This is a genomic window from Evansella sp. AB-P1 (genome assembly GCF_029688925.1).
Classification (GTDB): Bacteria; Bacillota; Bacilli; order Bacillales; family Salisediminibacteriaceae; genus Evansella.
In genome coordinates, this window is record NZ_JARUKY010000004.1 from 198,364 (window position 1) to 215,775 (window position 17,412).

At 35.0% G+C, this 17,412-nt stretch carries 18 protein-coding genes; 3 read left to right on the forward strand and 15 right to left on the reverse strand.

The window, feature by feature from the left end:
• Positions 1–39 precede the first annotated feature (39 nt).
• Positions 40–417 (reverse strand): hypothetical protein, encoded by a 378-nt coding sequence (locus tag QA612_RS05780; protein ID WP_278282820.1) that lies wholly within the window; start codon positions 415–417, stop codon positions 40–42.
• Between the two features lie 60 nt (positions 418–477).
• Positions 478–1,236: an SDR family oxidoreductase gene (locus QA612_RS05785; protein WP_278282821.1), complete on the reverse strand. Its 759-nt coding sequence runs from the start codon at positions 1,234–1,236 to the stop codon at positions 478–480.
• A gap of 249 nt (positions 1,237–1,485) precedes the next feature.
• Here QA612_RS05785 and QA612_RS05790 point away from each other — a divergent pair, with 249 nt between their 5' ends.
• Positions 1,486–1,926 (forward strand): universal stress protein, encoded by a 441-nt coding sequence (locus QA612_RS05790; RefSeq protein WP_278282822.1) that lies wholly within the window; start codon positions 1,486–1,488, stop codon positions 1,924–1,926.
• A gap of 28 nt (positions 1,927–1,954) precedes the next feature.
• Complete coding sequence (locus QA612_RS05795; protein ID WP_278282823.1) at positions 1,955–2,269, forward strand: hypothetical protein; 315 nt, start codon at positions 1,955–1,957, stop codon at positions 2,267–2,269.
• A 57-nt stretch (positions 2,270–2,326) separates the two neighbouring features.
• On the opposite strand, the gene QA612_RS05800 is transcribed toward QA612_RS05795, so the two are convergent.
• From QA612_RS05800 to sppA, 9 genes are all read right to left on the reverse strand, one after another.
• The gene (locus QA612_RS05800; protein WP_278282824.1) at positions 2,327–3,166 is read right to left on the reverse strand and encodes an EcsC family protein; all 840 of its coding nucleotides are present in this window, start codon (positions 3,164–3,166) and stop codon (positions 2,327–2,329) included.
• Between the two features lie 133 nt (positions 3,167–3,299).
• Entirely contained in the window at positions 3,300–4,484 is a 1,185-nt protein-coding gene (locus tag QA612_RS05805; RefSeq protein ID WP_278282825.1) for an acetate kinase, read from the reverse strand.
• A gap of 524 nt (positions 4,485–5,008) precedes the next feature.
• On the reverse strand, positions 5,009–6,010 hold the full coding sequence (locus tag QA612_RS05810; protein WP_278282826.1) for a class I SAM-dependent methyltransferase: 1,002 nt from the start codon (positions 6,008–6,010) through the stop codon (positions 5,009–5,011).
• 925 nt (positions 6,011–6,935) lie between these two features.
• Positions 6,936–7,367 (reverse strand): hypothetical protein, encoded by a 432-nt coding sequence (locus tag QA612_RS05815; RefSeq protein ID WP_278282827.1) that lies wholly within the window; start codon positions 7,365–7,367, stop codon positions 6,936–6,938.
• 945 nt (positions 7,368–8,312) lie between these two features.
• Positions 8,313–8,813 carry a thiol peroxidase gene (gene tpx / locus QA612_RS05820; protein WP_278282828.1) on the reverse strand — a complete coding sequence of 167 codons (501 nt, stop codon included), beginning with the start codon at positions 8,811–8,813 and terminating at the stop codon, positions 8,313–8,315.
• Between the two features lie 160 nt (positions 8,814–8,973).
• On the reverse strand, positions 8,974–9,435 hold the full coding sequence (gene ytfJ, locus QA612_RS05825; RefSeq protein ID WP_278282829.1) for a GerW family sporulation protein: 462 nt from the start codon (positions 9,433–9,435) through the stop codon (positions 8,974–8,976).
• A complete protein-coding gene (locus tag QA612_RS05830; protein WP_278282830.1) occupies positions 9,428–10,087 on the reverse strand; it encodes a DUF2953 domain-containing protein in 660 nt (219 codons plus the stop codon). Before QA612_RS05830 ends, ytfJ begins: the two co-directional genes overlap by 8 nt.
• 66 nt (positions 10,088–10,153) lie before the next feature.
• Positions 10,154–10,684 carry an RDD family protein gene (locus QA612_RS05835; protein ID WP_278282831.1) on the reverse strand — a complete coding sequence of 177 codons (531 nt, stop codon included), beginning with the start codon at positions 10,682–10,684 and terminating at the stop codon, positions 10,154–10,156.
• Positions 10,685–10,692: 8 nt separating this feature from the next.
• A complete protein-coding gene (sppA, locus tag QA612_RS05840; RefSeq protein ID WP_278282832.1) occupies positions 10,693–11,691 on the reverse strand; it encodes a signal peptide peptidase SppA in 999 nt (332 codons plus the stop codon).
• A 173-nt stretch (positions 11,692–11,864) separates the two neighbouring features.
• Between sppA and QA612_RS05845 the strand changes: the two genes are divergently transcribed.
• Positions 11,865–12,662: an NAD kinase gene (locus QA612_RS05845; RefSeq protein ID WP_278282833.1), complete on the forward strand. Its 798-nt coding sequence runs from the start codon at positions 11,865–11,867 to the stop codon at positions 12,660–12,662.
• Positions 12,663–12,691: 29 nt separating this feature from the next.
• On the opposite strand, the gene QA612_RS05850 is transcribed toward QA612_RS05845, so the two are convergent.
• From QA612_RS05850 to QA612_RS05865, 4 genes are all read right to left on the reverse strand, one after another.
• The gene (locus QA612_RS05850; RefSeq protein ID WP_278282834.1) at positions 12,692–14,290 is read right to left on the reverse strand and encodes an amidohydrolase; all 1,599 of its coding nucleotides are present in this window, start codon (positions 14,288–14,290) and stop codon (positions 12,692–12,694) included.
• A gap of 158 nt (positions 14,291–14,448) precedes the next feature.
• On the reverse strand, positions 14,449–14,649 hold the full coding sequence (locus QA612_RS05855) for an alpha/beta-type small acid-soluble spore protein (RefSeq protein ID WP_278282835.1): 201 nt from the start codon (positions 14,647–14,649) through the stop codon (positions 14,449–14,451).
• Positions 14,650–14,761: 112 nt separating this feature from the next.
• Positions 14,762–15,970: a tRNA uracil 4-sulfurtransferase ThiI gene (gene thiI / locus QA612_RS05860; RefSeq protein WP_278282836.1), complete on the reverse strand. Its 1,209-nt coding sequence runs from the start codon at positions 15,968–15,970 to the stop codon at positions 14,762–14,764.
• On the reverse strand, positions 15,967–17,112 hold the full coding sequence (locus tag QA612_RS05865; protein ID WP_278282837.1) for a cysteine desulfurase family protein: 1,146 nt from the start codon (positions 17,110–17,112) through the stop codon (positions 15,967–15,969). The genes thiI and QA612_RS05865 overlap by 4 nt, the downstream gene beginning before the upstream one ends.
• Positions 17,113–17,412 lie beyond the last annotated feature (300 nt).

Sequence of the window (17,412 nt, forward strand, 5' to 3'; positions counted from 1 at the left end):
TGTTTGAGATGTATTCAACTCTTATTAAGGCAGATTTATTTATTCATTTTTCCATATCCAAGTTTGATTTCGTTGTTTATAATCTAAACGATTAATAACTATTTTATTAATGTTAGGATACCCATTCTGTTCAAGAATCTTAATTGTTTCATCGTTAATAGTAGGCTCTGACAAGTCAATAAAATGCAATATAGATTCAAACGATTCTTTTGCTTCCACGTCCCTTATAATTTTATCTCCCTTTTCAAATTCAAACGAATTAGGATTTTCAAACTCCCATTCATATAGAGTTTCCTCTGTTTTCATAGTAATTTTTAATGAAATTTGTTCATACCAAGAAAAAGCTTGTACATCTGTATTAAAATTAATTAACAAGGAAAATATTACAATGCTAGACTGGATAATTTTTTTTATCATATTCTCCATCACCTCACTATAGCTTAAGGCAATCTTATATTTTTTATTCCTTCATAGGCATTAGCGAAATCGATGAAGAACATCTATGCCACCAGTTACCTCAATAACAGAACCTGTTATCATATCAGAATTTTCATGGCATAGAAAGCTAACCGTCCTTGCAATATCCTCTCCAGTTCCTGATCGCCCTATCGGTGTTTCTTCATCACTTACCTCTCTTGCCTGTTCAATTGTAGCTTCTTTCATTCCTCCAACTATCTTACCTGGGCAAACCATATTTGCAGTAATACCGTTCTCTGCTTCTTCAATAGAAATGGTTTTTGTTAATGAAACAAGCCCTACTTTAGCCGCTGCAAATGCAGAACGATATAACCAACCTGGCGCATGATCCGCCTCCTGGAACCCATATGTTACTATTCTACCGTATTGGTTTTTTCTCATTTCGGGGATTGTCTCTTTTAATAAATAAAAAGCAGAATGAAGATTCCCATCTATCATTTTATGCCATTCATCTTCACTGTAATCAATCATTTTTTTACGTTCGAATATGTAAGGTCCTGCATTTAACACTAATGCATCTATACGCCCCCACTTTGTAATTGTTTCATTTACAATCCTTATCAGATCACTTTTTTTTGTAACATCTCCTTGTTGAAATTGGATTCTATCACTATACAGCTCCCATTCTTTTTTTAATTTATCTATTATTGTTATATCTGAATGAAAATGTACAGTAACAGAGAAACCATCTGCTAATAAGGCTTCTGTAACCTTTTTCCCTAATCCTTTTGATCCTGCTGTGATCAATGCATGGCGCATAGGAACACCCCTTTTATAACACTTTAAATAAAGTATTCAAAATTGTTTTAAATAGTAAACGAAGTAAAAGGTATTCTCTCCCTATTATATATTATACTGAGAATGTCGTTCCCTTGTAAACCAAACACGGTTTAACAAAGAAATACATATATAAGTTTACAGAATATATTAATTACTTAGTCAGAGCCGCTATAATTTGTTATAATAATAATAGGTTCACCCTATATCCAACCAAGGAGGTTGATGATCGTGGCCGTTCAATATAATACCATTCTTGTAGCAGTTGATGGTTCTGATGAAGCAAAACGTGCATTAAAAAAAGCTATAGTCTTTGCTAGTGATCATGATGCAAAACTTCTTATTACCCATATTATTGATACTAGAACGTTTGCAGCTGTGGAACATTATAATCGCATGATTTACTCAGAAGCTGAAAGATATGCTGAAGAAATGCTAAGGGACTATAAGCAACAAGCAATTGATGCAGGTGTTAAAGAAGTTTCCATGGTTATTGATTTTGGTTCTCCTAAGGTTAAGATTGCAAAAGACGTGGCAAAAAAGCATACTGTTGATTTAATAATAACCGGTGCAACAGGTCTAAATGCTGTTGAAAGATTTCTCATAGGAAGTGTTTCAGAACACATTGCACGACATGCTCAATGTGATGTCTTAATTGTAAGAAGTGAATAATAAAATTTAGTTTATAGGAGGGATGGTATTGACTACATGCTTTCAATACGATTCTCGACTCGGTTTAGCCGTTCCTCACCTAGAAACGGAATGGGATAATTTAAGCTATGAAACACAAGCTTCTATTTTAAATAAATGGGAAGAGATTCGTGGTGACATACCTGATCGAATAAAAGAGTTAGAAAAGGAAATTAATCATTTGCAGAAACAGTTATACGAGGAGGATGAATTTTTAAAAAGCTGTAAAATTAACTCTTCCATTGCTGAACTAGCATCTATTATAAATGATTTATGGATCTGGTATCGTACAGGAGAAGACGTAGAAATAAAAGTACACGCATAGTTTATTATTTAATAAGGTATGGGATACAGAAAGTACCAACATCTGTATCCCATTTTTTTATTCCTCCTGTTTATCAAGCAACCATCTCTTTTGATAAAAGCGATGAGAGCATTCAGCAATATGATTTGAAAATTGATAATTAAATGCAGCTCCAGTTGCTATTCCTATAATTGGTATTCCATTAATGACTTTTTTTCGTAATATAGACAGTAAAATTAATTTAAAGATATTATTTAATGGTCTTTGCATCCATGCTTCACTTAATATATCTTCTTCCCCCTCATAAAATATCCAATCACCTTTTATGCCTTTTACTTCTCTTTGCAAATAATCCCAAGATTCCTTTTGTAAAGAGCTAGGTAACGAAATTGTATGAAATAATTTTAACACTAGCATCATTTCGTATGGCTTTCTCAGATCATAACCGTACGTTAATGCCATTAGTTGTGTCGTTCTTAAATTAATAGCTAACATTAAAGGTAAATCACTTAATGTAAACAGGAATCCACCTAAGCCTGTTAATCCACCTTGTGTTAATGCTGTTATACGTTGCTTCGCTAATTGTTTTCTTGCTATAAAGCGTAATTGGTCAATGGTTAATTTCTTCATGTCCTCAATATGATGAATATCTGATCGGAAAATCCTTGCTTGACAAAATAATTTTTCTTTCGCCTCAACATCAAAAGTTCCTTGTTGAATAATTACTTGTAATTGGAACAATATATCATCTAGCTTCGTCAATAGTTTACTTGACCATTTTCCACCAAAGATGCGAAAACCAGAATGGACCATCTTCTGGTACGTAGAGGAAAAATCCGTCCCTTGATTTGAAAATTGGTTATCCTCCCATTGTTTTAAATCATCCCAAATTTCTTTCTCCCGTTCTGTCAAAGACATGAACCCTCTCCCCTTTTGATATTCCTCATTAAATGATGCCTTATTATTAGATATTCACCTATCCGCTTTAATAAACCTTACTTATACAAAAAACTACCTGAAATTTATAGCTCAGGTAGTTTAAATCAAATTATTAAGTTAATCGAACAGTATCTCTCGCAATCATTACCTCTTCATTTGTAGGTATAACGAGAACTTTTACTGGAGAATGAGGATAATTCAAAAATGCTTCTTCTCCTCTTACTTTATTAAGGGCTGGATCCCAATAAATCCCCATAAATTCTAATCCTTGCATAACTTTTTCACGAATGGTACTGCTGTTCTCACCAATTCCTGCAGTGAAAATAACAGCATCTAAACCGTGCATTCTTGCTGCATAAGATCCAATATATTTATGAATACGAGATGTAAATACTTCAAGAGCTAATTCTGCACGTTCATTTCCTTCAATAGCTTGAGATTCAATGTCGCGTAAATCACTAGAAAATCCAGATAGTGCTAACATACCACTTTTCTTATTTAATACAGAAATAACTTCTTCTGCACTTAAGTCTGCTTTTTCCATAATGTATGGGATTAATGCTGGATCAATGTTTCCTGAACGTGTACCCATGGTTACACCAGCAAGTGGTGTGAACCCCATAGAAGTATCAATCGATTTTCCACCTTCAATTGCGGCAATACTTGCACCATTTCCTAAGTGACAAGATATAAGACGAAGGTGCTCCACTGGTCTACCTAAAATTTCCGCTGCACGTTCTGTGACATACTTATGAGAAGTCCCGTGGAAACCATATTTACGAATACCATAATTTTCATAGTACTCATAAGGTAAGCTATATAAATATGAACCCTTTGGCATTGTTTGATGGAAAGCTGTATCAAAGACTGCTACTTCAGGAACATTTGGTAATACTTCTTGGAAAGCACGAATTCCAACAAGGTTTGCTGGATTGTGTAAAGGAGCTAATTCTGACACTTCCTCAATTCCTTTAATTACATCTTCATTAATTAAAACCGAGTCATTAAACTTTTCTCCACCGTGTACTACTCGATGACCAATCCCATCAATTTCATTTAATGATTCGATAATTCCATAGGTTGTAAGCTTATCTAATAGAAGTTTAACTGCTTGTGAATGGTCTTCAAGGTCTAAAACGTCTTTCTTTTTTTCTCCATTAACTTCGATCGTAAAAACTGAGTCACTTAATCCAATTCTTTCAACAATTCCTTTAGTCACAATTGTTTCTTCTGGCATTTCTAAAAGCTGAAATTTTAAAGAAGAACTCCCTGCATTAATCGCCATAATTTTTGACATTCTTTTACCGCTCCTTCGTTCCATTTTAAAACTAAATAATTGAAGTCATAACAATTCATATATTTTCTTGTTTTATCTTTTTGTACTTTCTAAATTATTTTAGTTAGAAAAAATCTTGAGATAAAACTGTTGCAATAATAAGCCATTAATAATTAAACCACTCTATATAAGGAATTGCAACATCTGTTTCACATAATTTAAATGAAAAACTATAACACAGAAACTAAAACAGAATCAGTTAAAATTTGTAGGAATGTGTTTCTATCATATCCTTTAGCTGTATTCAAACAGATATAAATTCTTTTATTATCATAAATATGAAATTTTAGTGAACTCTATTTTTCACATAAAGCTACCATTAAATTAAATGGCTTCATGAGTGAAAGGCGACGACTCCTGCAAGATAAGCAACAGATATGAAACTAAAGATCGCGATTAAATTCAAGTTGTCTCGAGTATTGACACTATTGCAACCCAAGAAGTGGAAGAACAGAACCATCCTTTACTCTTCCCTCTAGGTTGTCCTATATAATTTTTTTTAAGTGATCCTCAAACCAAGTGGAAATACGTTGCATAATATCTCGAAGAGCTATTTCATTGGAAAAAGAAGGTAATTCCACTAACAACGCTTGCTTAGGTTCATTTATTCCTTCTTTCCTTTTTCTTATTATAAGAATACTTTTTCCCCACTGCTCATTTTTAAACATTGATTTTGGCAGTTGCATAAAAGAATATATTATACCTTCTTTTTTTAAGTATTCATGCAATGAACTAGCTTGATCAGATTCAAAAATAAAATTTGGAACTACAAAGAAAAGAAATCCTCCAGGTTTTACATGAAGTATGCTTTGTTCAATAAGTAAATGGTGTACAAAAGAATGTCCTTCTTCTGTATGAAGTTCAAAATTATTTGCAATGGCGTCATTCGGATAAAATCCAACAGGCAAATCTGAAATAATTGCATCAACATTTTTTACAAAAGGAGTAGCAATACTATCTTGATGAAATAGATCAACAGTATGCTTTTGAAAATTTGCATTTACGTAACATAATCGAAGTAAGGTTTCATCTGCTTCCGCACCAATTCCATGGACACTTGTATTTAACTGATTCATGACCGCAGTTAATAAATTTCCGGCACCTACTGCTGGATCTAATATAACAGAAGCTTCTTCTTTCTTTTCATAACTAATTATTTTATTTACTAAATAACCAATAAAAAGGCTAACTGCATCTGGTGTCATCTCATGGTGTGGTTGAGTTGCTGACCTCATACCTTTTAACACAGCTAGTTGAAATGCTTTACGAAATTCTTCTGGCGAAATTTTATTATCACTCATTAAGAATGCTTTCCATTCTTGCATTTTTTCTGTTGTAGTATGTTTAAGTGGATGAATTATTTCTTTCTGAAATAACATATCACCTAACTCAGCTAATGCATCTAAATAAGGGATGTTTAATTCCTCTTTTAAAATATCTGTTCCTTCATCTAAAATTTCAAATATACTGACTGTTTTCTCTCCCATTTTCTCCACTCCTCGATAATACTCCTATATGTAACCCTAATTTACTATTGTAACAAAATTAAACACTAGATAAACATAAAAACACATAAAACATAGCGGAAATAAAAACAAAGGGGTAGACTTCCTATGCAAGAGGAATTTGCACCATGGAGGATGAAAATTATTTAATCCAATTGGAATGAGTGGAATCACACGAGACTCCAGTGGGAACAGCAACAGGTGAAGATCCCGAGTTGTGCGAAGTGTGAAGTTGAGGCGTTGCACGCGGTAAAGAAGACACTGCGATTGCGAACGTAGTGAAACAGAGCAGATGTCGCACTTATACCCTTGTGGTGAAAGCGAAGTGGGATGCAACGAATGATTAACTTAACCTTTACTTGTTAATAATTATAAGTTCGATATCAGCTATTTTCATGGTAGACCGGCCCATGCAAGTGGAGATTTGCACCATGGGGGATGAAAATGTTCTTTCTAAAGTATACTACCTTCCCGCATTTCCAATCTCATACCGTTTGCGGGAAGAATATCGGCTTCATTCATCCCGCATTTGTGTTTTTCATTGCTTTCCGGACGTCAAGAACTTTCGTATTTTCAGGGTAGACCGCCGATGCAAGTGAAGGCTTGCACCATGAAGGATGAAAATTATACATCAGGTTGGTTCATTCGTTACTGGTGAACGCTTTCCGTGGGGAACGGCCTCAACTTCCTACCACTTACTCAGTAAGTGGTAGGGGATTTTCGGACTCGTACTGATCCTACTGGAGTCGTCACCATTCACTACTGAACTGTTTTTATTTTCAGGGTAGACCGCCGATGCAAGTTAAAATTTGCACCATGGAGGATGAAAATTAATTTTAATCCAATTGGAACGAATGATTAACCTGCCCTTTTTTGTTAATACTGATAAGTTTGATAACACTTATTTTCAGGGTAGACGAAAGAAAGAGTCGGCCACTGTTCCCGCAATAGGAAAAACAACATTTACAGGAACAGTGGGGGGAAAAGTAAATTTGCAGGCACATAGAAGGTCGCCAATAAGCCTGCAAAAGAGAAAAAGGAGTTTTGCAGGTCCATAGAAGGTCGCCAATAAGCCTGCAAAAAGGAAAAGAAGGTTTGCAGGCGTATAGAAGCGAGCCAATAAGCCTGCAAAAGGGAAAAGAAGGTTTGCAGGCGTATAGAAGCGAGCCAATAAGCCTGCAAAAAGGAAAAGAAGGTTTGCAGGCGTATAGAAGGTCGCCAATAAGCCTGCAAAAGGGAAAAAGCAAATTTGCAGGTTCATAGAGTGGATACCAATGAACCTGCAAATCAACAATGCGCAGGAACTTGATGGTTCAGCCTTCTTCTTCACTATCATCATGAATTTTTAGAATTACCAGTTGTAGTGCCACTTTATTATCTACCTATGTATAGTGTTGCTCTGTATCTTCATCCGTCGAGACAACGGGTAGTCGATTTGAAGTTTCGTCGATTGAGTCGCTGCCTTTCACTCCAGAATCATTCGTATTTTCAGGGTAGACCCCAATGCAAGTGTAAGTTTGCACCATGAGGTATGAAAATAATCATTTTTGTCAATACTTCATTTTGCTTTTATACCGCGTATTTTCAGGGTAGACCACTCATGCAAGTGTGAATTTCACCATGGAGGATGAAAATGTTCTTTCTCTGCAATCGCATCTTATGGTTTTGCAGATATGTAGTTGTCTAGAATGCTTCTTGGGCTTTGCATTTCATGATTTTCCAACTTTCCGGGCTTCTGGAACGCTTTTTGAGTACCGTATTTGGATTTTTCACTGCTTTGCGGACGTCAAGAACCTTCGTATTTTCAGGGTAGACCGCCGATGCAAGTGAAGGCTTGCACCATGTGGGATGAAAATACTCTTTCTAAGGTATACTCCCTTCCCTCATTTGTGATCTTCCGCCGTTTGTAGGAAGAATATCGTCTTCATTCATCCCGCATTTCTTCTTTCACTCCATTTGCGGGAACATTGGTGGCTTCTATCTTATTTTCAGGGTAGACCCCGATGCAAGTGAAGTTTGCACCATGAGGTATGAAAATAGTTATTTTTGTCGATACTTCAATTTGCTTTTATACCGCGTATTTTTACAAATGAAATTTTCAGGAGAACCAAATAAGAAAAGCGCAAGGCGCCCCAAATACGCCTAAGAACTGCCTAAGCCCTGTAGGCAACGTTGTAATATCGACATCCTTACGTAGAGTGAAAATTTTAAACTTTATCTTTTAAAAAAAGAAAAGCATCATTAGGATGCCTTTCTTTTTTAATATAAAATTCACAAGCTAATATTAGTTTGCGTTTCTAGCAGCTTCAAGTGCAGCATCATAATTTGGATGGTCTGTTACCTCTGGAACATACTCTACATAAGTAACCTTATCAGAAGAATCTACAACAAAAATAGAACGACTTAATAAACGCAGTTCTTCAATAGCTACTCCATAGTTTGTACCAAATGATAAATCACGGTGGTCAGATAATGTTTGTAGATTATCAATACCTTCAGCAGCACACCAACGCTTCTGAGCAAAAGGTAAGTCTACACTAATTGTTAATACCTCTACATTATCTAATTTAGAAGCCTCTTCATTAAATCGACGAGTTTGTTGTTCACATACGCCAGTATCAATAGATGGTACAACGGAAATTAATCTTACCTTTCCTTTTGAATCGTCCAAAGTCACCTCAGAAAGGTCATTTGCTAACACTTTAAATTGTGGCGCTGCATCTCCAACCTTTACCTGAGAGCCAATTAACTTCACTGGATTTCCTTTAAATGTTACTTCAGCCATATGTAAATCTCCTCCTATTTAAAATTGAATACATACATAAAATACCACATTGGCTAGTCATATAAACAGTGATATGCTCATATTTAAATATTTTTTCCTATAAAAATATTAAAAACCCCTTATCCGTGGTGAAACCATGAATAAGGGGTTTCTCTTTTCTTTAAATTTCTGGATCAACTTTAATGTTAACATCTGGTGACTGTTGAGTTTGGTTTTGATTATTATTATTTTGGTTTGATTGTAAAATCTGTTGAATCTTATCTACTACCTGTGGGGTAAATTCTAGAAGCTTTTCGTATAAATGAGTACTTTGATCTAAATGAACCATTTTCACTCCTTGACTACTCACTACGAGAAAGGCAATAGGGGTAATGGAAACACCACCACCGCTACCTCCACCAAATGGGTGCTTTTTTTCTGATTCAGTAGCTGTTTTTGGCGAACTTTCTAGAATAAACTCACTACCTCCGGCTGCAAAGCCAAAACCTACCTTTGAAATTGGAAGAATCACACTTCCATCAGGGGTCTCAACAGGGTCACCAACAATCGTATTAACATCTACCATTTCCTTTAAATTTTCCATTGCTGTTTTCATTAGTCCTTGAATAGGATGATCAGACATTTAAATCCCTCCCAGATGATTGATCCATGCTTTTTTTGAACAATGTTCTACCCTTTTTCCAATGACGTAGAACCTTTATTCCTGCAAGGATAGCATGTCCGATTCGAAAGGAAACCATGCATTTAAATGCAGTTTTTAACACCATTTGTTGAAATTGAGGATCAATTTTTATTTTAGGTTCTGTTTTTAGCTTCATATAATTAGCCATTATACCAATAGCATTTCCTTTAATGGCCCATAGGATTCCTGAGGAAGATCCAGTTAAAGCAGCATCACCTGCTCCCATTTGTGTTTCCCAATAAAATTCATTAACCGAAACGTTTTTCATAAATTTTCGAACGATTGTGTGAAAACCAACTACATGTTTGATAAATCTCTCAAAATGTTTCACGTCATCTAAAAAGCGGTGTAAAGTAAACTTTTCATTAATTTCTTTTTCTCCAATAGCACTTTTTCTTTCTTCTTTATAGACAATTGATGGACTTTCATCATCAATTGCAAGTACAGGAACCTCCACTGTATACCGAAAAAACAATACCTTAAAACGGAGGGACAAATTATCATCCTTGCCATTATGCATATATGTAACATTCACCTTTATTTTCAAGAAAACAATAAATGGTAGTAGTAAAAGTAAAAAAAAATATTTCATTACATCCCTCCTCAACGAAATAATTATGCCTGTTAGAAATTTTCTCCAACAGGCTAAAGAATATTCTTATATTTTCTCTTTACTATGTTTTTTAATAATTAATTTATTTCTTGGTTCCAAAATGACAAGTGTATCAGCTATCATGTCATGAATTCCCTTTTTACTTTCATGAAATGGAATAATTAAATATAACGCATTTGTTATAAAGATAGATTGATGAATATACCTTCCAACAACCTCTCGAATTAATACATCTCCCCACGTCAATTCACATGCATGATCTGATTGAACCTTAACACCCATTATCCTTTTACCAATAGTTTGTTGCCATATCTTTGTCAGGACAGAAAAATAAGCAAAGCTTAAAGCTACTCCGAAGATACCGGCAATAGAATAAAATCCTATCGTTGCATCATGCAAATTAGTAAAGGCAAAAATAGGGACTATAATTATTCCATTTAAGCTCGAAACAACCAATAGATCGATTAAATAAGCCCATAACCTCATCCAAAAACCAGCTGGAACATAGCTTACATGTTCATCACTTCCCACCTCTACTTTTTTTACGTTTCTTTGTTCCTGCTCATGCATTGTCATTTTTCACCTCAATCTGTATACAAATACATCATTTTTGGTCCTTGGTTTTGCTGAAGCCAACCCCTCAATCCTAAAAGTTCAGATTGATTTGATAAGATTTCTTGAATAGAGTAAGAGAACAAAGATGATAATCCTATAGATGTGGTATATTCAACAATTTCTAAGTTTCCCTGACCTAGTTCTTCTCTAACTATGTCATAAACATCATGTAAATGACCTAACCCGTCTATTAATCCAGCCTCATACGCTTGCCTTCCACTAAATATTCTTCCATCAGCAAGTTCATATATTTCTGATCGAGGCAAGTCTCGTCCAGCTTCAATAACATCAACAAAATTTTCATACGATTCATCAATCATTATTTGCATGATTTCACGTTCATCTTCTGTCATCTCTCGAGTAGCTGACATTATATCTTTATAAGGACCACTTTTAATAACTTCTGCCTGAATCCCTAAATCTTCAGCTAATTGACTAACATTGATTGATTGCATTATGACGCCAATTGAGCCAGTTAATGTTTGAGGATTTGCATATATTCCAGATGCAGGCGCTGCAATATAATAACCACCACTTGCAGCCATACTTCCCATTGAAATATACACTGGTTTATTATATTCCTCTTGAATAGAAACAATTTTATCGTGTATCTCACTACTTTCCACCACTCCACCTCCTGGAGTATTAACATGAATAATTATTCCCCTCACTTGTCCATCTTTCGCTGCATAATCTAATTGCTGTAAAAATTCTTTATGATTATAGCCTACAGACGAAAAAATGCTCGGTACGTCATAACCACTTTCAATAACACCATTTAATGAGACAACAGCAATTTTTCCATTACCATTTCCTCTTTCAATTATCTTTTCTTCAAAATCATGATCTGAAACTTGGAATAAATCATCCCAAGTTGTGGAAAATACGGTTGTAAACATTGTAAATGCACTGGATACTAAAAATAACCCCACTGCAATAAAGATTGCTACCCATCGTTTTGAGTTCATAAGAATACCTCCGTTCTTTACTATTTTGTGAACTGTACAACTTTTTATCTATTTATAGCAGGATTTGACGAACAAATCGAGAAACACTAGACATGTAGTTATATTAAGAAACACTTAATTGAAACGAACTTCTGTAAAAAATTATCCTAGTATTTTACGAAAGGAAGAACACAATGACAGAAAGAAAAAATGTTTATCTTTACTACAAACCATCTGAAGAATTAGAACCAAAAATTGAAGAATTAAAAAACATTGGCAGAAAGTATGGGTACAAGCTTGTCAGTGATGTGAAAGAAGCCAACATTATTGCAAGTATTGGTGGAGATGGTTCCTTTCTTCAAGCAATTAGAAAAACTGGATTCCAAGAGGAATGCCTTTATGTAGGACTTAATGATAAAAAGCTTGGATTTTATACAGATTTTAATTTAAATGACTTTGAAAGGATTGAATCAGCTCTTCAAAGCAATTTTGTTGAAGTCCTTCGTTATCCAACACTCGAAGTTACGGTAGATGGAGTCCAAAAGTTTGAATGTATAAATGAATGTTCTATACGTTCAAATATTATCAAAACCTTTGCAATTGATGTATTTATTGATGATTTGTACTTTGAAACTTTCCGTGGAGATGGAATGGTAGTTTCAACTCCTACCGGAAGCACAGCATACAATAAATCATTAAGAGGTGCAGTCGTCGATCCAAGACTAGAAAGTATGCAGTTAACTGAAATATCTTCCTTAAACAATAATGAATACCGTACATTAGGCTCACCACTAATACTAAATAGCGATAGGGAGCTCGTACTAAAAATTGTTCAAGATGGGAATGATCACCCAATTATAGGTGTAGATAATGAAGCCTTAAGTATTCGTCATTCCCATGAAGTAAGGGTAAAAGTATCAGATAAAGTTATAAAAACAGTAAAAATGAAAGACAACTCCTTTATGCACAAAGTAAAAAGGAACTTTCTTTAAGAACTTGCGCCTCTATCATGAGGCGCATTTTATTTAGAATTTCTCTTAAACATCACTGTGTTATCAACAACTGTCATGACCACATTTACGTTCAACCATTCATCAGGTGATAGTTCAAACAAGTCTTTATCTAAAATGGTAAAATCAGCACAATACCCTTCCTTTATGAGACCTCTCTCCCTCTCTTTACAAATAGCCATAGCACTTCCTTCTGTAAACAACCGCAATGCTTGGAACAAAGACAGTTTTTCAGAAGGGTTATACCCTTCATGATTTTCTTTTGGCTTTCGACGTGTTACTGCAGCATGTAATCCAAGCATAGGGTCAATTGGCTCAATAGGGGCATCTGATCCACCTGCACATATTAAACCGGCATCTGTAAGTGTTTTCCAAGCAAACGAATGCTTTGTTCTTTCTTTCCCTAATCTTTCTTCTACCCAAGGAAAGTCAGAAGCAACAAAACGAGGCTGTATATCTAATACTACAGGTAACCTTTTTAACCGTTTGATTAACTCTACACTTGTTACCTGTAAATGGATGAGTCGATCTCGTTTTCCACTTTGTACAGGAAATTTTTCTAAAGCATCCAATGCATATTCTAATGCCAGATCCCCTATAACATGAATTGCTACCGGCATATTTAATTTACGTGCATTTTCTACAATTTTTAATAACGTTTCATAAGAATGAATGGCTACCCCATTTGTCGATGGATCATCCCAGTAAGGTTCTTTTAATAAAGCTGTTCTCCCTCCAAGAGCACCATCAGCAAATATTTTTATAGAATTTAAATTTATGAATGGATTATTTTTACATTTATTATTTTCAACAATAATTTCCGGTGCTACTTCATGATGAATAAGTAGGTCTGCTCTAAATTTTACTTTTTCTCCATCAATAACATCGTAAAAGGTCTGTAGTGTACTAACTGGATCTCCATAATAGTTTAAATCCTCTGTATGCCCTCCAACAAATCCATGCCTCCATAAATCATGTAGTGAAGTCTTTAATGCCCTCATTAAGTATGAATAGTCATGTTTAGGTAGTATGCCTTTCACTAATTCTTGTGCCTGGTCCAATAAATAACCTGTTGGAACACCAAAGCTATCTTTAACTATTACACCTCCTGATGGATTTAGAGTTTCAGCATCAACATTCGCTAGTTGTAATCCAAATGAATTTGTAACTAATGCATGGCGACAAACACGAGTTAATACTATTGGATGTTCTGTAGTCACTTCATCTAAAAGTAGTCGGTCTGGGATTCTCTGATCAGGATAGAGATTTTCATTAAATCCTTCTCCAATTAACCAATCATTTTGTGAAAGGTTAGTAGAAGCTTTTTTCAATACCGCCTTCAACTGATCAATGCTTTCAACATGTGACAAATCCAATCGTAACAACTTTTCACCATGTCCAAGCATATGTAAATGGCTATCAACAAATCCAGGATACATTACAGCATCGTTAAGATCTTTATATTCTAAAATACTGTTTTTAAACTGATTTTCTAAGTCTGATTTTTCTCCAACCCCTTTTATAATTCCATCTTGCACAAATACAGCTTCTTTTATATCTTTTTTATGTTGTAAAGTTCTAATTTTTCCTCCAAACCATAAAGTTCCCACAGAATCCCCCTCCATTTTTTCCCACTTTATTTTATTCTATAAAAACAAAATCCTATTGTAAAACATGTGTCATTCTATTGACCAATGCAGGTGTTTAAAGACATAATAAAAGAAGAGATATCTTGTTTAAGATACCTCTTCATGTTCCACTTATTTTTTTATTGAGATCCACCCATTTGTTGTTCAGCCATTTGCACTAAACGTTTTGTAATTTCTCCACCTACAGATCCATTAGCACGAGAAGTGGCATCTGGACCAAGCTGAACACCAAACTCTTGCGCAATTTCATACTTCATTTGATCCAACGCTTGCTGGACACCAGGGACTAATAATTGGTTAGAACTATTGTTGTTCGCCATGTTTTTCACCTCCCTTGTACACATAGAATGCGTACTTAAAGTGATAACATGTATGTTTATTTAAATTTTTTCATGGAAATTTTTACTAACATTATCATTCAGAGAAACTACGTTAAAAAAGATCTTCAAATTCCTTATCTACTTCCGAATTAGGTGTAATCTTTATCGTTTCCATTCGTTCTATTGCATCTTGCACATATAACTCTATATTTAATTCCTTTTCATACAAATTTGCCTTCTCCCTATTAGGCTTTGTTTTCGTTTGAGGAGGAAGGAAAATTGTACAACAATCCTCGTAAGGTAAAATGGATAAATCATATGTTCCTATGTCCTTAGCCACCTTAATAACATCTAATTTATCCATTGTAACTAAAGGTCTTATAATAGGCATATTGGTCACTTCATTTATCGTATACATACTATCTAATGTTTGACTAGCTACCTGTCCTAGACTCTCCCCATTAACAATTCCTATTGCTCCATTTTTCTTCGCAGCAGCTTCAGCAATTCGTAACATGAATCTACGCATAATTGTCATCTCATATTTATCAGGAACCTTTTGATGTATAGCTTGTTGTGCATCGGTAAAAGGAATAATATGTAGCTTCATACTACCACCAAATTTTGTTAGAACACGACTTAAATCAATGACCTTTTGTTTTGCTCTTTCATTTGTAAAAGGGGGACTGTGGAAATGAATTGCTTCTAGCTCCACCCCTCTTTTTAAAGCAAAGTATCCTGCCACAGGACTGTCAATTCCACCAGATAGCATTAATAACACTTTTCCGGCTGTTCGTATTGGTAAGCCTCCTGCTCCTTTAATCGTTTTACACATAATATAAGCTGCTTCTTGGCGCACTTCTACCTTTACTTCTACATCTGGATTATGAACATCTACTGTCAAGCCAGATGTATTTCTTAGTATATGAGATCCAATGTCATAATTTAATTGTTGAGACCTGATTGGATATGCTTTGTTTGGCCTTTTAGCCGTCACTTTAAATGTACCAGATTCATTAGGTAAAGCATCTCTAACTGCCCAAAGAGCCGCTTCATTAATGTCGTCTTGGTTCAAATCAATTTTTAACGAAGGACTAAAAGAATGAATTCCAAATACATCCTTTAATCGTTCAGAAACTCGATTCTCCTCTTCACCATTTAATTCAATAAACATCCTGCCAAAGGTTCGCTGTACTTTTGACTCTGGGAAAGAGTAAAGAGCAAATTTCAAATTATCCTGTAGTTTTTTTTCGAACTCTTTTCTATTTTTTCCTTTTAATGCTAATTCCGCATAGCGAATTAATATGTGATTATATTTCATTTCTTCTCTACCACCTTTTTTAATGTTTCTACAGTTGATGAAAATGCTTGAACAAAAAGCATCGCTTCTTCCATAGTATTTTCATAAGTAAAGGAGAGCCTTATGGATGTGGATGATCGGTCATTATCAAAGCCCATAGCCTCTAAAACCTTACTAGGTTCTGATTGTTTAGAGGAACAAGCTGATTTTGTAGAAACATATATATCTTTTTCAGCTAAAGCTTGCACAACTACCTCTGGTTTTACCCCTATAACAGACATATTTAAAATATGAGGTGCTCTCATGGTTGGGGAATTAATGACAACTCCATCTAAATCAAAACATTCCTTTTCAATCCATCGGTTCATTTTTTCCATTGATTCAACATTCTTTTTTGAAGCCTGCAAGCTTAATCGAAGAGCCTTTATCATAGCAACAACCCCAGGAACATTTTCCGTTCCAGGTCGATTTCCCCGTTCCTGCTTGCCACCAGACATTAACGGTTCTACTCGGACTCCATCACGAATATATAAAATTCCATTCCCTTTTAAGCCATGAAATTTGTGGGCAGAAATGGTACACAAATCAACTTTATCTTCATAAAAACGTAGAGGAACTTTACCAAACCCTTGAACATGATCCACATGAAATAAAATTTTTGGATAGTTTGTCAACAGTTGTCCAATTCCGTTAATAGGTAATATTGAACCCACTTCATTATTTACATGAATAATCGAAACGAGTATCGTATTAGATTTTATTGCAGCCGCAACTTGGTTAGTTGTTATTACACCATTTTCATCTACTTCTAAATATGTTACTTCAAACCCTTCAGACTCTAATTGCTGAAACGCTTCTAGAGAGGAAGGGTGTTCAATGTTGGTCGTGATTAAGTGACGCCCTCTAGACTTATGTAAACGAGCAGTCCCTTTAATTGCAATATTATTCCCTTCCGTACCTCCTGAGGTAAAATACACTTCTTTTGGTAATACATTCAAATATGTTGCACCTAACTCTCGCGCTTGATTTAACAGACGTTCCGATGCTTTGCCTAATGGATGAAGTGAGGATGGATTGCCAAAATATTCAGATGCAGTTTTTATATATGTTTCCACTACTTCTTTATAAGGTTTTGTAGTAGCACTATTATCAAAATAAATCATAAAAATACCCCTTTTTTCCAACTATTATAATACTTCAACAATTCATCTTAACACATTGAAAGTATATCTAACAGGATTTATATATTTGACTCTGTTAATCTTCATTGTTAATTTTTGCTCCTCAATGCTCCAATTACACCTAAGAGCAGCCCACGTCCTGTGGGCAACGGTGTTATCCTGACGTCCTGTCTTGTGCGGGCAATGCCTCAGCTACCTCGGAAGCAAGAACAGTCTTACTATAGGCTTCTGTCTCTTCCTCTGCTAGTGTTGCTCTAATGTTTGATGCGCCGAGACAACTCG

Bases quoted from the DNA above. Each gene is read 5' to 3' on its own strand.
- QA612_RS05780 (WP_278282820.1), bottom strand. From the start codon at position 417: ATGATAAAAAAAATTATCCAGTCTAGCATTGTAATATTTTCCTTGTTA.
- QA612_RS05785 (WP_278282821.1), bottom strand. From the start codon at position 1,236: ATGCGCCATGCATTGATCACAGCAGGATCAAAAGGATTAGGGAAAAAG.
- QA612_RS05800 (WP_278282824.1), bottom strand. From the start codon at position 3,166: ATGTCTTTGACAGAACGGGAGAAAGAAATTTGGGATGATTTAAAACAA.
- QA612_RS05805 (WP_278282825.1), bottom strand. From the start codon at position 4,484: ATGTCAAAAATTATGGCGATTAATGCAGGGAGTTCTTCTTTAAAATTT.
- QA612_RS05810 (WP_278282826.1), bottom strand. From the start codon at position 6,010: ATGGGAGAGAAAACAGTCAGTATATTTGAAATTTTAGATGAAGGAACA.
- QA612_RS05815 (WP_278282827.1), bottom strand. From the start codon at position 7,367: ATGATGATAGTGAAGAAGAAGGCTGAACCATCAAGTTCCTGCGCATTG.
- tpx (WP_278282828.1), bottom strand. From the start codon at position 8,813: ATGGCTGAAGTAACATTTAAAGGAAATCCAGTGAAGTTAATTGGCTCT.
- ytfJ (WP_278282829.1), bottom strand. From the start codon at position 9,435: ATGTCTGATCATCCTATTCAAGGACTAATGAAAACAGCAATGGAAAAT.
- QA612_RS05830 (WP_278282830.1), bottom strand. From the start codon at position 10,087: ATGAAATATTTTTTTTTACTTTTACTACTACCATTTATTGTTTTCTTG.
- QA612_RS05835 (WP_278282831.1), bottom strand. From the start codon at position 10,684: ATGACAATGCATGAGCAGGAACAAAGAAACGTAAAAAAAGTAGAGGTG.
- sppA (WP_278282832.1), bottom strand. From the start codon at position 11,691: ATGAACTCAAAACGATGGGTAGCAATCTTTATTGCAGTGGGGTTATTT.
- QA612_RS05845 (WP_278282833.1), top strand. From the start codon at position 11,865: ATGACAGAAAGAAAAAATGTTTATCTTTACTACAAACCATCTGAAGAA.
- QA612_RS05855 (WP_278282835.1), bottom strand. From the start codon at position 14,649: ATGGCGAACAACAATAGTTCTAACCAATTATTAGTCCCTGGTGTCCAG.
- thiI (WP_278282836.1), bottom strand. From the start codon at position 15,970: ATGAAATATAATCACATATTAATTCGCTATGCGGAATTAGCATTAAAA.
- QA612_RS05865 (WP_278282837.1), bottom strand. From the start codon at position 17,112: ATGATTTATTTTGATAATAGTGCTACTACAAAACCTTATAAAGAAGTA.